The sequence below is a fragment of the Amycolatopsis sp. NPDC005961 genome (genome assembly GCF_040629235.1).
GTDB lineage: Bacteria > Actinomycetota > Actinomycetes > Mycobacteriales > Pseudonocardiaceae > Amycolatopsis > Amycolatopsis camponoti.
Map to the genome: position 1 here is coordinate 1 of NZ_JBEXVF010000095.1, position 13,400 is coordinate 13,400.

General features: G+C 69.6%; 11 protein-coding genes. 4 read left to right on the forward strand and 7 right to left on the reverse strand.

Annotated elements, in window-relative coordinates; genetic code table 11:
• The first annotated feature begins 396 nt into the window (after positions 1-396).
• The gene (locus tag ABZ342_RS44335) at positions 397-900 is read left to right on the forward strand and encodes a DUF2199 domain-containing protein (protein ID WP_360486731.1); all 504 of its coding nucleotides are present in this window, start codon (positions 397-399) and stop codon (positions 898-900) included.
• Between the two features lie 249 nt (positions 901-1,149).
• Entirely contained in the window at positions 1,150-3,741 is a 2,592-nt protein-coding gene (locus tag ABZ342_RS44340; RefSeq protein ID WP_360486802.1) for an exo 1,3/1,4-beta-D-glucan glucohydrolase, read from the forward strand.
• Between the two features lie 45 nt (positions 3,742-3,786).
• Here the strand turns inward: ABZ342_RS44340 and ABZ342_RS44345 are convergent, their stop codons facing one another.
• From ABZ342_RS44345 to ABZ342_RS44355, 3 genes are all read right to left on the reverse strand, one after another.
• A complete protein-coding gene (locus ABZ342_RS44345; RefSeq protein ID WP_360486734.1) occupies positions 3,787-4,329 on the reverse strand; it encodes a hypothetical protein in 543 nt (180 codons plus the stop codon).
• A gap of 41 nt (positions 4,330-4,370) precedes the next feature.
• On the reverse strand, positions 4,371-4,634 hold the full coding sequence (locus tag ABZ342_RS44350; RefSeq protein WP_360486737.1) for a hypothetical protein: 264 nt from the start codon (positions 4,632-4,634) through the stop codon (positions 4,371-4,373).
• 503 nt (positions 4,635-5,137) lie between these two features.
• Entirely contained in the window at positions 5,138-5,272 is a 135-nt protein-coding gene (locus ABZ342_RS44355) for a hypothetical protein (protein ID WP_360486740.1), read from the reverse strand.
• 111 nt (positions 5,273-5,383) lie between these two features.
• Here ABZ342_RS44355 and ABZ342_RS44360 point away from each other — a divergent pair, with 111 nt between their 5' ends.
• A complete protein-coding gene (locus ABZ342_RS44360; RefSeq protein ID WP_360486743.1) occupies positions 5,384-7,009 on the forward strand; it encodes a DUF885 domain-containing protein in 1,626 nt (541 codons plus the stop codon).
• On the opposite strand, the gene ABZ342_RS44365 is transcribed toward ABZ342_RS44360, so the two are convergent.
• The 3 genes from ABZ342_RS44365 to ABZ342_RS44375 all read right to left on the reverse strand — a co-directional run bounded on the left by ABZ342_RS44365 (position 7,006) and on the right by ABZ342_RS44375 (position 9,134).
• Positions 7,006-7,422 carry a hypothetical protein gene (locus ABZ342_RS44365; RefSeq protein WP_360486746.1) on the reverse strand — a complete coding sequence of 139 codons (417 nt, stop codon included), beginning with the start codon at positions 7,420-7,422 and terminating at the stop codon, positions 7,006-7,008. The genes ABZ342_RS44360 and ABZ342_RS44365 overlap by 4 nt on opposite strands.
• Before the next feature lie 8 nt (positions 7,423-7,430).
• Positions 7,431-7,922 (reverse strand): hypothetical protein, encoded by a 492-nt coding sequence (locus ABZ342_RS44370; protein WP_360486749.1) that lies wholly within the window; start codon positions 7,920-7,922, stop codon positions 7,431-7,433.
• 99 nt (positions 7,923-8,021) lie between these two features.
• Complete coding sequence (locus tag ABZ342_RS44375) at positions 8,022-9,134, reverse strand: helix-turn-helix domain-containing protein (protein ID WP_360486752.1); 1,113 nt, start codon at positions 9,132-9,134, stop codon at positions 8,022-8,024.
• Positions 9,135-9,249: 115 nt separating this feature from the next.
• Here ABZ342_RS44375 and ABZ342_RS44380 point away from each other — a divergent pair, with 115 nt between their 5' ends.
• Complete coding sequence (locus ABZ342_RS44380; RefSeq protein WP_360486755.1) at positions 9,250-10,110, forward strand: alpha/beta fold hydrolase; 861 nt, start codon at positions 9,250-9,252, stop codon at positions 10,108-10,110.
• A 4-nt stretch (positions 10,111-10,114) separates the two neighbouring features.
• On the opposite strand, the gene ABZ342_RS44385 is transcribed toward ABZ342_RS44380, so the two are convergent.
• Positions 10,115-13,249: a GH92 family glycosyl hydrolase gene (locus ABZ342_RS44385; RefSeq protein WP_360486758.1), complete on the reverse strand. Its 3,135-nt coding sequence runs from the start codon at positions 13,247-13,249 to the stop codon at positions 10,115-10,117.
• Positions 13,250-13,400: the final 151 nt, after the last annotated feature.

Consider the following 13,400-nt stretch of genomic DNA (forward strand, 5'->3'; position numbering starts at 1 on the left):
AACGGTCGGTCACCACACACCGGCCGAAACCCGAACCAACTACGCTCAAGCCCACGCTGCCTAACAACCCCGTGTCCGCCTCACCGGGGCAACTCTACACGCGTGATGCCCCTCCAATCACGCGTGATGCCCCTCTGATCACGCGAGTTCCGCCCTCGATCACGCGGCCCGGGTCTCCTCGCGCGGCAGGAGGGGAGTCGGCTCACATGCCCAGAGGATCGGGGCGCGTGACTGGAGAGCCGACACGCGTGATTGAAGGGTCGACTCGGCGCCGCGCCGAGCTGCTCCAGGGTTTTGAGGTAGCGGTCGCTGAGCCGCCTCTCCGCGGCGTCGTGACGGGCGTCCTCATCGGCCACGCCACGACTACAGATCGCCACGACCACATACGCTTGCGCCGTGACGGACGATCCCGGCTACACGTGCACCTGCTGCGGCGACCACCACAGCCAACTTCCTTTCGCGTACGGCGCCCCGGCCCCGGCCTTTTGGCACGACGGCCTGACCACTGAGCCCAACAGCGTCCTCGAGCCCGAACGCTGCGTGATCGGCGGTGAGCACTTCTTCCTACGCGGCCGCCTGGTGCTTCCTGTGCTGGACGCCGAGGATGACTTCGAGTGGGGCGTCTGGGTCTCCGTCAGCAAGGACAACTTCTTGCGCGCGCAAGAAGTCTGGGACAACCCGGATCGCGAGGCCGAGCCACCGTACTTCGGCTGGTTCGCCACCGAGCTGCCCGGCTACGAAAGCACCCTGAACCTCAAGACCCACCTGCATACGGGCCCGGTGGGCGAACGCCCGGCCGTCGAACTGGAGCCGACGGACCACCCGCTCGCCGTCGAGCAGCGGACCGGGATCACTCTGGTCCGGGTGCAGGCCATCGCGGAGATGCTGCGCCATCCGTGAGGGACGGCCGGGCAGAACCCATGCCCCGCAATGCTCTTGACCTTCAACGCTCCACCCGCTAGACGTGGCCGCCCTCCGGGCGACTCTTATTTTATGTCGAGAAATAACCAGCTCGAAACCTATTGACGCCGTCCCCTTCGCCCGGTGAGGATCGGCCGGTCCGCCGCCGTTCACCGCAGAATGGACCAGACCATGGCCAGAAGATCACGCGCGTGGTCCCGTGCGCGTCGAAGTTCGCTCGTCACCTTGATGAGCCTGAGCCTGCTGGGCGGGGTCGCCACCGCGACGCCGGCCCAAGCAGACGCACCGGCCCAGCCCGTCATCGGCCAGCCCGCCAAGGACAAGAACGGCTGCGCCAAGATCGAGAACACCCTGCCGACCCTGGCGGACTGGCCCAAGGTCGACAGCCGCTTCAAGGGCAAGGCCGACGACGAGGCGCGCATCGCCCAGATCCTCAAGGGCATGACCCTCGAGGAGAAGGTCGGGCAGATGACGCAGCCCGAGATCACCTCGATCACCCCCGACGAAGTCCGCCAGTACGCCATCGGCACGGTCCTCAACGGCGGCGGCGCGTGGCCCGGCGCCAACAAGCACGCCACCCAGCAGGACTGGCTGAACCTCGCCGACGCCTACTGGAACGCCTCCAAGACCAGCCGCACCAAGATCCCCGTCCTCTGGGGCATCGACGCGGTGCACGGCAACAACAACGTCTACGGCGCGACCGTGTTCCCCCACAACATCGGGCTCGGCGCCGCGCACGACCCGTGCCTGGTGCGCGACATCGCCGGCGCGACCGCCCGGCAGATCCGCGCCACCGGCCAGGACTGGGCCTTCTCGCCCACCCTCGCCGTCGTCCAGGACGACCGCTGGGGCCGCACCTACGAAGGCTTCTCCGAGGACCCGCGCATCACGCGTTCCTACGGCTTCGAAGCCATCGACGGCCTCCAGGACGGCGCCACCAAGCGCATCGGCTACAACGGCGTGATCGCCACCGCCAAGCACTTCATCGGCGACGGCGGCACGATCAAGGGCCAGGACCAGGGCGTCAACCCCTCGTCCGAGGCCGACATGATCAACATCCACGGCCAGGGCTACTACGGCGCGCTCGCCGCCGGCACCCAGACCGTCATGGTGTCGTTCAACAGCTGGACCAACGCCGACCTCGGCATCAACGAGGGCAAGCTGCACGGCAGCGACAAGGCGCTCAACCAGATCCTCAAGGGCAAGATGGGCTTCGACGGCCTCGTCGTGTCGGACTGGAACGGCATCGGCCAGGTCACCGGCTGCACGAACTCCTCGTGCCCGCAGGCGATCAACGCCGGCGTCGACATCGTGATGGTGCCCGCCGACTGGAAGGCGTTCATCACCAACACCGTCGCCCAGGTGCAGAACGGCCAGATCCCGATGGCGCGGATCGACGACGCCGTGACCCGCATCCTGCGCGTCAAGCTCCGTGACGGCCTGTTCGAGTCGCAGAAGCCGTCCGACCGCTCCTACGCGAACTCCGACGAGGCGCTCAAGGACAACTGGCTGGCCCGTGACGCGGCCCGCTCGTCGCAGACGCTGCTGAAGAACAACGGCAACGTGCTGCCGCTCAAGCCGAAGTCGAAGGTCCTGGTGGTCGGCAAGAGCGCCGACAGCATCCAGAACCAGACCGGCGGCTGGACGCTGAGCTGGCAGGGCACCGGCAACACCAACGCCGACTTCCCGAACGCCACCTCGATCCTGACCGGCATCAAGCAGGACCTCGGCGACGCGAACGTCACGTTCGACGCCACCGGCAGCGTGGACCCGAAGGGTTACGACGCCGTCATCGCCGTCATCGGTGAGACGCCGTACGCCGAGGGCGTCGGCGACCTGACCCGCAAGACCCTCGAGGCGTCGAAGCTCTACCCCGAGGACCTGGCCGTGCTGGACAAGGTCAGCGGCAAGGGCACCCCGGTCGTCACCGTCTACGTCGGCGGCCGCCCGCTGTACATGAACAAGGAGATCAACCGCTCGGACGCGTTCGTCGCGGCCTGGCTGCCCGGCACCGAGGGCGGCGGCGTCGCCGACATGCTGGTCAAGGGCAAGGACGGCACCGGCTACCAGGGCACGCTGTCGTACTCGTGGCCGAAGAGCGCGTGCCAGTCGCCGCTCAACCCGTGGTCCCCGGACTACGACCCGCTGTTCAAGCTGGGCTACGGCCTGAAGAGCGGCCAGCGCGTCACGATCGGCCAGCTGGACGAGACCCCCGGCCCGGCGGCCTGCGGCTCCACCGGCGGCGGCGGGACGGCGACCGAGGACCTGTCGATCTACGACCGCACCGACGTGCCGCCGTACACCAGCCAGATCGGCTCGGCTTCGAACTGGGGCGGCACCGTGATCGGCCCGGACGGCACGGCTTCGCACCCGGAGATCAACACGGTCCCGACGGACGTCAACGTGCAGGGCGACGGCCTGAAGGCGACTTGGACGGGTACCGGAGCGGCCCAGCTCTACATGCAGAACACGGCGGGCACGAACGACCTGCGCAGCTACCTGAACGCGGACGGGGCGCTGGAGTTCGACACGACGGTGCAGCAGGCGCCGGTCAACCGGACGGTGATCAGCATGCACTGCGTCTACCCGTGCTTCTCGGAGGTGAACGCGACGAAGCTGTTCACCGACCTGGCGGGCGGCCCGAAGACGACGGTGAAGATCCCGTTGTCCTGCTTCAACAACGGGCTGGACTTCGAGCACATCAACACGCCGTTCCTGGTGTACACCGACGCCGCGTTCCAGGCGTCGTTCGCGAACGTGCGCTGGGTGCCCAACGGGGCGAAGGATCCTGATGCGAGGCCCTGTTCGAGTTTGACGTAAGTACCGGCCGGGCCGGGGGCGAGAAGCTCCCGGCCCGGTCTCGTTTCAGGCTTCGCTTCGGGCACCTTCCGCCAGTAGAGCGCCGGTCAGTCGCTGTGCCCGAGCAACCGCGACCGCGAGTTCGCCCGCGGCACGGAGCGTCTGGATTTGCTCCATGCACGCGTCGACTCCCAGGTCTTCGGTTCGAGGCAGCCGCTCCGGCTTCACCGCGTTTCCGCCCCGCCGCGGACGCCGGTCGGCACTCAGCCGTTCCCAGGCACGCATGACCTGGTCGATCTGGTCGTGCCGGAGACCGCACCCGCACAAGAACAGCTGCACCTGTCCGGGATCGACCGGCAGACCCGTTCGCTTGACGGAGACCAGGCTGTACGCGGAACTTCGGGCGATCGCCGTTTTCGCCGCGACCTGACCTGCCGTCAGGCCGGACCTCTTCAACACGAGCCGGAGCATCGCCACGAATTCGAGCACGGTGGCCAACGTCAGTTCATCCGGATTGACCACCACCCTCTCGGTCGAGCTGAAGGTCTCGGGGCCGCGGTCGGGTATCTCTTTCCAAACAGACTTCAGTTCGACGTTGTTACGCCTCATGGGACGCCAACTCCGCAGCCGCCGGTTCACCGCAGGCGCCGTCATAAGTCGCTCACCACATCGTCGCCGGACCGAACCGGTCGAAACCGCAGATTCAGCACCACCAGCGGCCCATTCAGGAAAAGACCGACCGGCGCGCCGGCGCAAGCGAGAAGCACGAGCAAGACACGCTCATGGTCATCGCCGAGCAGGTTCGCACCGAGCACGAGCGAAACCACGATCACCAGGACCGTGGTGCGGCGTGCCGTCATGATCGGCGGATCGCCTGCGACGAGCGCGCACGGCCGATGCTGTTCGAAGGGCATGATCAGTCACTCCCGGGGTTGCAGCGCCTCGAGGTGCCCGGGCGACGGTCGAATCGGTGAAGTCGGAGACGCCGGATCTCACGAGCGGCGCGAGGTGGCACTCGACGCCGGACGTTCCCCGCCTCGGACGGCACCTCACGAGCGGGGACGATTCGATACTCTCACCCGAGTTCGGCAAGACGCACGTATCGAGCGAAGAATGCGTCCAAGTCACCGAGGAGTGTCCAAAGGCTTGTCCATTCGCCAAACCAGTACTTCAGAGTGTTCGCAGGTCAGCAGGAGGACAGGCATCCAAAACCACAATTCCGGTATAGACCAGTATTAGCCATCGCAGAACAACTCTGATAGGGATCGGTGCGCGCATGAGAATGCAGCGCCACGGGTTCCGGTTGTCAAAGACGGTGAAGTCGGAGCACGGACCCGGACGAGTGGCCGGTGGCACGGCGGCTCGTCACCCGAGGTCTCGGAGGGTCCGCACCCCGGATCCCCGAGACCTCCGTGCATCACGATTTCAGCGGCTGAAGCCCGCGTTCATCGCCTGCTCCGAAAGCTCCGACCTCGTCAATCGCGCCACCATCCGCCAGATCCGTCGACGCCAGCAGGACCGGCTTGACCTCGACCGCGAGCGCGGAGATCACTGCGGGCGCAGGACCGCCGGGACCGGCCCGCCCCGGCGGTGCGCCCCGCGGCGCTCGCGCCGGTGTGAAATCCCCTGGATCACGGCTGAGCGGCGCCGACAGAATGAAGAGATGACCTCCGAAGCGACCGCCCTCGCGGACGAACTGCTGGAAGTGCTGGCCACCTGGACGCCGCTCGAGGCGACCTTCGTCGGCATCGACGGCCACGACGCCGAGCTCACCGACCCCGGCGAGGACGCCCATCGGGAGATCCGCGACCGGGCCGCCGGCATCCTCGCGCGGGCCCGGGCTTCGGCGGACGCCGACCGGGTGACGCTCGGTGTCGTCGTGCAGCAGGCCGAGGCCGTCGTCACCCAGCTCGACGCCCGGACCGTCGAGTTCACCTTCGCCGACCCGATGTTCGCGACCGGGGTCAGCCACCTCACCTTCCTGCCGCAGCTCGCGCCGTCCGGCGAGCGGGCCGAGGAGGACTACCTGACGCGGCTGGCCGCGCTCCCGGCCTTCTACGAGGCGCTGGCGCAACGCCAAGGGGACGGGCTTCGCGCGGGACGGACGCCGGTCGACCGCAACGTGGGCAACGCCATCGCGTTCCTGGACCGCTACCTCGCGCAGGAGGAGCTGTTCGCCCAGCCGCTGACCGGCGGCCGCGGCGAACGACGTGACCGGCTGGTGGCCGAGGTGGTCCGGCCGGCGTTGGCGCGCTACCGCGAGTTCGTCGCCACCGAGGTCGCCGGGAACGGCCGTCCCGGCGACCGGCCGGGACTCTGCTGGCTTGAAGACGGCGAAGCGCACTACGCGGCGTTGGCGCGCATGCACACGACCACCGACCACACGCCGGAAGAGCTGCACCGGCTGGGCCTCGACGTGCTCGCCGAGCTCGAAGCCGAGTACGCCGAGCTGGGCGGCCGGGAGTTCGGGCTGACCGACCCGGCCGCCGTGCGCCGCCGGCTGCGGACCGACGAAAGCCTCCGCTGGCGCGACGCCGAGGAGATGCTGGAGACCGCGCGCGCCGCCGTCGCCCGCGCGACCGCCGCGGCGCCGGACTGGTTCCACCGGATGCCCCGCGCGGAGTGCGTCGTGCGGGCCGTCCCCGACGCCGACGCGCCCGTCGCCGCCGCGGCGTACTACTTCCCGCCCGCTCTCGACGGCTCGCGCCCGGGCGTCTACTTCACCAACACCCACGAGGTGCGCACGCGCGACCGCTTCATCGCCGAGACCGTGGCGTTCCACGAAAGCGTGCCCGGCCACCACTTCGAGACGTCGCTGGCGCTGGAGCTGACCGACCTCCCGCAGCTGCGGCGGGTCGCGCCGGTGACCGCCTACAGCGAGGGCTGGGGCCTCTACACCGAACGGCTCGCGGACGAGATGGGCCTGTTCTCCAGCGACGTCATGCGGCTCGGCATGGTCGCCGAGGACTCGGTGCGCGCCGCGCGGCTGGTGGTCGACACCGGCCTGCACGCCCTGCACTGGACGCGCGAGCAGTGCGTCGAGTTCCTTCGCACGCACACGGTCCTGAGCGAGGTCGAGGTCCAGTCCGAAACGGACCGGTACATCGAGTCCCCCGGCCAGGCGCTGGCCTACATGACCGGCCGGCTGGAAATCCTGCGCCTGCGCCGGTTCGCCGAATCGGCCCTCGGGGAATCCTTCGACATCAAGGACTTCCACGACGTCGTGCTCGGCGGCGGCCCGCTGCCGCTGAAGGTACTGGGGGACGTGGTCCGCGCCTGGGCCGGCTAGTGCTGCATGCCGTAGGACTTCTGGCAGGGATAGCCGTCGCCGGTGGCCGACCAGCTCGCCGGGTAGCCGTTCTGCGCCCAGGCCGCGAAGGCCTGCGGATAGGTGTACCCGGTGGCGCGCAGCCACTGGCACGGCGTCTGGTTCACGCCCGGGGTGATGGTGATCCAGGGCTGGGCGTAGATCCAGCTCGACTGGGCATACCACTGACTGCCGGCCGGGACGTACGACTTCGGCGGCGCGACGGCGGTCACCGTCTGCGTCGGCGGGGGTGACACCGTGACGGTCGGGGTGCCCGGCGCGGTGGTGACGACGGTCTGGATCCCGGCGGGGACGGCGTTCCCGGCGACGGGAACCCCGCAGGCGGCGAGGGCGAGCACGGCGGACAGGGCGGCGGTGGCGCGGAAGAGACGCATGGGTGGGCTCATTTCGTCCGGGTCATGTGGCTGCCGGCGATGACTCCGCCGGAAACGGTGTAGGTGCCGGAGAAAGTCCGCGTGGTGCCGTCGGCCTGCAGGGCGGACAGCACGACCGAGACCGTGCTTCCCCGGACGTCGGTGACGGTCACCGTGTCCCACGACGTCGTCGCGAAACCGTTGACGTACTTGGTGTATCCACCGCCACCGGCGATGCGGCTGCCGCCGAGCGACCACGCCGTCGAGAAGTCGCGGCGGTTGATCGCGTCGTAGTACGCGACGACGGTGCGCGCCTCCGCGGTGTCGGCCGGTGCGACGTACACCGGCGGTTGCTGGACGTACACCGTCTGCGGCGCCGCGGGTACGGCGACCACGGTCGTGCTGGTCGTCGGCGCCGGCGTCACGGCGACCTGAACCGGTACCGGCACACCGACGACCGGCGTTCCACAAGCGGCAGCGCACACCGAAACCAGGGCGGCGACGAGAATTGCGGCTTTCATGGGAATCAACTTCTTCCGTCTCCGCCTTCTGGAATCGGCCGCCCGGCCGGATCCGCAACGGATTCGCGAGAACGCGACGCAAGCGTTACTTGGTGGAATTCACCCGTTCTTGCGCACGATGTCGTAAGCCGTCATCGCGGCGGCCAGGTGGCGGGCGTCCGCGGGGCGGGTCGCGTCGTAACCCGTGATCAGCTGGATCCGGCCCAGCCGGTACGTCAGCGTGTTGCGGTGGATGGTCAACGCCGTCGCCGCTTCGCCGCGGTTGTAGTCCGACGTCACGAACGCGCGCAGCGCGTCGATCAGGTGCGGGTGCTCTTCGAGCGGGGCCAGCACCTGGGCCAGCGCTTCCCGGGCCGGGCCCGGCTGGGCGAGCTGGTACTCGATGGCCAGGTCGGCGAGGCGGTAGAGCCGGGCCGGTCGGCTCAGGTTCTCCGCCAGGGCCAGGATTTCCACGGCTTCCGAATGCGCGGCGGGGATGTCCGCCCGGGTCGCCGCCCGCGCCGCGGCCGCGGTGCAGCGGCGGCCGCAGATCTCGTCGACGCGGGCCGCCACGGCCTCCGCCGCGACGCCGTCCGGCACGAGCAGCACCCCGCCGTCACCCTTGAACGTCACCAGCACCTGACTGTCCACACCGGACCGGACGGCGCGGAAGAGGTCCGTCGCCGCCCGGGTTCCCGCGGAAGCGGGTAGCGCCGGGAGGTGGAACACCACGACGTCGTAGCTCTCGGCCAGCTCGCGGTGGCGCACCGGCCGGCCGGCGAGCAGGCTGGCGGCGAGGTTCTGCCGGTCCTCCCGCTGCTCCCAGTCGAGGTCGTCGCGCTCGCGCAGGTACGCCTGCGCCACGCGGGGCATCACCTCGCCGAGGAAGTCCAGCATCCGGGCGCCCAGCGCCAGGCGGTCGCCGTCGACCAGCTCCCAGGCGACGCTCGCGGCCAGCGGGTAGATCTTCAGCACGGCGTCCAGCGGCACGCCGTCACGTGCCCGTTCGGCACCCCAGGCGATCGGCAGGGACAGCTCCTCGGACGTCGGGCGCCGGTCCTCGGCGACCGTGGTCAGGAACAGCTCGAACACCGCCGCCGCGTTGGCGACCAGGTCACCCTCCAGCACGGTCGCCGGCAGCAGCCGGTACGCCGGGATCTCGGCGGCGCACCGGGCGATCATCGCGGCCGCGATCTCACCCGATCGAGGGAACAGCTGCGCCACCGGATCCATGCCACATTGTCACCATGCACAAACGCCGTCGGCAAGTTTCTGCGCGTTCTACCAGCAGACAGCGTTGATCAAGGCGCGCATGCTGTGCAGAGCAACCAGACGAAAGGACTTCGCAATGGGGCGGGGAACGAAACGATGGCTGGCCGGGCTCGGGATCGCGAGCCTGCTCGCGCTGGGCGCGGCGGCGCCGGCCCAAGCGGCCGGCGGCGGGAACAACGACTTCGGCTGCCGGCCGGGCGCGGCCCACCCGAACCCGGTCGTGCTGCTCCACGGCACCTTCGCCACCTACTACGAGGACCTCAACTTCCTCCAGGCCGACCTGGCCGCCCGCGGCTACTGCACGTTCTCGCTGACCTACGGCGCCTACCCGCAGTTCCCGTTCGTCGGCGGGCTGAAGCCGGTCGCGGAGTCGTCGCTGGAGATCAAGAACTTCGTCGAAAAGGTGCGCGCGGCCACCGGCGCGGCCAAGGTCGACGTCGTCGGCCACTCCGAAGGCGGCCTCCAGTCGATCTACCTGGCCAAGATGCAGGGCATCCAGAGCGAGATCGGCAAGGTCGTCGCGATCGCCCCGCCGACGCACGGCGCCAACGCGTCCGGCCTCCTGACGCTCGCCTACACGGTGCTCGGCAAGTCCACCTGGGACACCATCGTCAAGACGATCGGCCTGCCGATCTTCGCCGACGAACTGGACGGCGGCGCCGCGATCGTCGCGCTCAACACCGGCCCGGTCGCCCAGCCCGGCATCGACTACACGATCATCACCTCGCGCTACGACGAGCTGGTGACCCCGACCGAGACGTCGTTCATCCGCGAGCCCGGCGTGCACAACCGCTACGTCCAGGACTCGTGCCCGTTCGACCCGGTCGGCCACATCGGCGAGGCCTACGACCTGAACGTCTGGCACCTGGTCCGCAACGCCCTCGACCCGGCGAACGCCACCCCGATCAGGATCTGCGCGGTGGGTTCGCCGGGCTGAGGGATCAACCGAGGCCGATCGCGAACACGTGCAGGTCCGGATCGGACGGCAGGGTCACCGAAGCGATCGTCTTCCCGGCCGGGGCGTCGAACGGCGCCGTCGCGTAGACCGACGCCCCGCCGCCCTGGCCGCCCGGCTGGTTGCGGTGGTCCGTGCGGGCCACCAGCGTGTTGCCGAACACCGGATCGGTGCCGCCACCCGGGAAGACCCAGTCGCCGAACGACAGGTCCGCCGGGGCGGTGGTGCCGTCGGTGAAGGTGACCGTCGCGGTGCCGCGGTGGTCCCCGTTGGACGCCGTGCCGACGAACGACAGCCGGGTCCCGCTCACCTGGACCGTCTGCCCGGCCGCGACGACGTTGTCCGGCCTTCCGGCCGGCGCGGCGGGCCAGGTGAACGTCGTCCCCACGGCCTGCGACGGCTTCCCGCCGACCAGGCCCGCCGCGGCCAGCGCCTGCCGCGACAGGCTGTTCCCGGCGCCGTCGATGTCGGCCGAACCGGTGTCGCCGTCGTCGGAGATGCCGACGTTCGAGTACGCCGCCGCCAGCCCACCGCGCGGCGCGACCAGCACGATCACCGACCCGGGCACCGACGTCGGGCCGCCGCGGACGGTCACCGGCACCTGGTAGTAGCCCTCGGGTGTCCCGGCCGCCACCGACACGCTCAGCTTCGCCGTGCCACTGCCGGTCCGGTCGTCGAGGCGGAGCTGCCGTGGCCCGGTCACCGTGATTCCGGCCGGCGCCTGCGTGGACACGTCCAGCACCCGGTCGTGCCCGCCGAGCCGCTGCCCGCTCACGGTGGCCACGCCGCTGGTCCCGGGTGCGACGACGACCTGGTTGGTCGCCGACGTCAGGAACGGCTTCTCGTTGTCCCGATAGGACGGCGGGACCGCCCCGGCCGCCCATCGCTTGTCCGGAGTGGACACCAGCGAGAAGTCCAGCCGGCCGCCGTCGCGCGCGGTGTTCGCGGGCAGGTACGTGCGGTCCCAGTCCCGGCCGTCGAGCGACAGGGCGTGGACGTACGTCGCCGGAGCCTTCGGCGCGTGGATGTCGATCGTCCGTCCATTCGGGAGGGACAACACCGCCCGCTCGAACAACGGGCTCGCCACGACCAGGTCCGGCGTGCCCGGGGTCGCCGGGTAGATGCCGAGCGCGGCCCAGACGTACCACGACGACTGCGCGCCGAGGTCGTCGTTGCCCGGCTCGCCGTCCGGGGTGGCGCTGAACAGCGTCGTGGCGATCTCGCGGACCACCTGCTGGGTCTTCCACGGCTGCCCGACGTGGTTGTACAGGAACGGGACGCCGAAGTCGGGTTCGTTGCCGGCCCACATGTTCGGCTCGTTCGGGCCGACGTTCAGCTTCTGGAAGAAGGTGTCCAAGCGGGTCGCGACCGCCGAAGGCCCGCCCATCGCCGTCACGAGACCGGCCGGGTCCTGCGGCACCAGCCAGGTGTACTGCGCGGCGTTGCCCTCGTCGAAGCCGTCCTGGCCGAACTTGCCGGGCGGCGGCGGCACGTACGCCGGGCCGTCCGGGAACCGGCCGTCCTGCGCGCGCGGCTGGAGGTAGCCCGTCGAGGGGTTGAAGATGTTCTGCCAGTTCTGGCCGCGCTTGGTGAACTCGCGCGCGACGTCGCGGTCGCCGATGCCCTGCGCGAACCGCGCGATGGCGAAGTCGTCGATCGCCCATTCCAGGGTGATCGACGCGCCGACGCGGGCGTGGTCACCACGCGAAGCGTCGTTGTTCGGCAGGTACCCGCGAGCGACGTAGTCCGCGATCCCCCGGCGTTCCTGGTACGCGCCGGGCGTGTCGTCGACCGACGTCGCACCCTTGACCAGGTACTTCAGGGCCGTCTTGACGTCGAAGTCGCGGGCGCCGAACGCGTACAGGTTCGAGATCAGCGCGACCGAGCTGTCCCCGGTCATCTGGCCGGTGTAGCCGTTCGCCATCGGCCAGCGCGGCCACCAGCCGCCCTGCACGGCGTCGTTGGTCAACGACTGCGCCATGTCGCTGGCTTCCTTCGGGAAGAGCATGGCGTGCAGCGGCGCGAGCGAGCGATAGGTGTCCCAGTCGGAGAAGTTCGCGTACTGGTGCCGGCCCTTCGGCAGCGTCCGGATCCGGTTGTCGAAGCCGATGTAGCGCCCGTCGGCGTCGTCGAAGGTGTTGGGGTGCATCAGTGAGTGGTACAGCGCGGTGTAGAACGTCTTGAGCTGCGCGGTGTCCCGGCCCGCGACGCGGATCTTGCCCAGCGCCTGCGTCCACCGGTCGCGAGTGGACTTCCGGACCGCGGCGAAGTCGAAGCCCGGGACCTCCGCGGCCGCGTTGGCCTTCGCGCCGTCGACGCTCACGTAGGACATCGACACCTTGGCGTGCACGGTTTCCGAACCGAATGTCAGGTACGCGCCCGCCCGCGGCGAGTCGACGCTGTCGGTGTCCGGTTTGACGGACGAGCCGTCCCAGGTCCCGTGCGCGGTGAACGGCTGGTCGAAGGTGACATCGTAGTAGACGGTGTACTTGTTCCCCTTGCCGCAGAAGTTGCCGGTGGTGGCCGAGCCGCTGACCTCGCGGTCACCGGTGATCTTCAGCGTGGCGGCGGTGTTCCCGGCCAGGCTGGCCCCGCCCTTGACCAGCACCTGTGGCGTCGACCCGGCCGGGTAGGCGAACGTCGCGAGCCCGGTGCGCGTGGTCGCGGTCAGCTCGGCCCGGACCTTCGAGTCGGCGAGCGTCACGGCGTAGTAGCCCGGCTCGGCCTTCTCGTCGTCGTGGGTGAAGTGCTCGACGCGGTCCCAGGGCGCGCTGCCGACGTCGCCGGTGACCGGCAGGATCGGCACGTCACCGAACGCGTTGCAGCCGACCGAGGCGTGGTCGAGGCTGAAACCTCGGATCTGGTCGGAGTGGTACTGGTAGCCGGCGTACGCGCCTTGGGTGTCCGGCGAGAACTGCATCATCCCGAACGGCGCCGCGGGGCCGGGGAAGTTGTTGATTTCGCCGACCGAACTACCGCCCCGGCCGGTCCCGATCAGCGGGTCGACGTACGCGGAAGGGTCTCCGACCAGCGATGACATCGTTGTCGGAGCCGCTGAAGCGACAGCGGGCGCCCCGATCACCGCCGTCGCGACCAGCGCCGCCATGAACCTGAACCGCACCCGGTGCCTCCCAGAGCCTGACCGACCTGTCATCCGACCTTTGCCTGTGCCGGAGCCCCGGGTCAACACTTTGACAAAGACCTGGCTCGTGCCCTCAACGTATGAAGATCCGGTCAGGATGGGGTGACGACCGGGTGAGGGCGCCTAACCT

Coding starts and splice junctions, on each gene's coding strand:
- ABZ342_RS44350 (WP_360486737.1), bottom strand. CDS start 4,634: ATGCCCTTCGAACAGCATCGGCCGTGCGCGCTCGTCGCAGGCGATCCG.
- ABZ342_RS44380 (WP_360486755.1), top strand. CDS start 9,250: ATGGGGCGGGGAACGAAACGATGGCTGGCCGGGCTCGGGATCGCGAGC.
- ABZ342_RS44375 (WP_360486752.1), bottom strand. CDS start 9,134: ATGGATCCGGTGGCGCAGCTGTTCCCTCGATCGGGTGAGATCGCGGCC.
- ABZ342_RS44365 (WP_360486746.1), bottom strand. CDS start 7,422: ATGCGTCTCTTCCGCGCCACCGCCGCCCTGTCCGCCGTGCTCGCCCTC.
- ABZ342_RS44345 (WP_360486734.1), bottom strand. CDS start 4,329: ATGAGGCGTAACAACGTCGAACTGAAGTCTGTTTGGAAAGAGATACCC.
- ABZ342_RS44370 (WP_360486749.1), bottom strand. CDS start 7,922: ATGAAAGCCGCAATTCTCGTCGCCGCCCTGGTTTCGGTGTGCGCTGCC.
- ABZ342_RS44360 (WP_360486743.1), top strand. CDS start 5,384: ATGACCTCCGAAGCGACCGCCCTCGCGGACGAACTGCTGGAAGTGCTG.
- ABZ342_RS44340 (WP_360486802.1), top strand. CDS start 1,150: ATGAGCCTGAGCCTGCTGGGCGGGGTCGCCACCGCGACGCCGGCCCAA.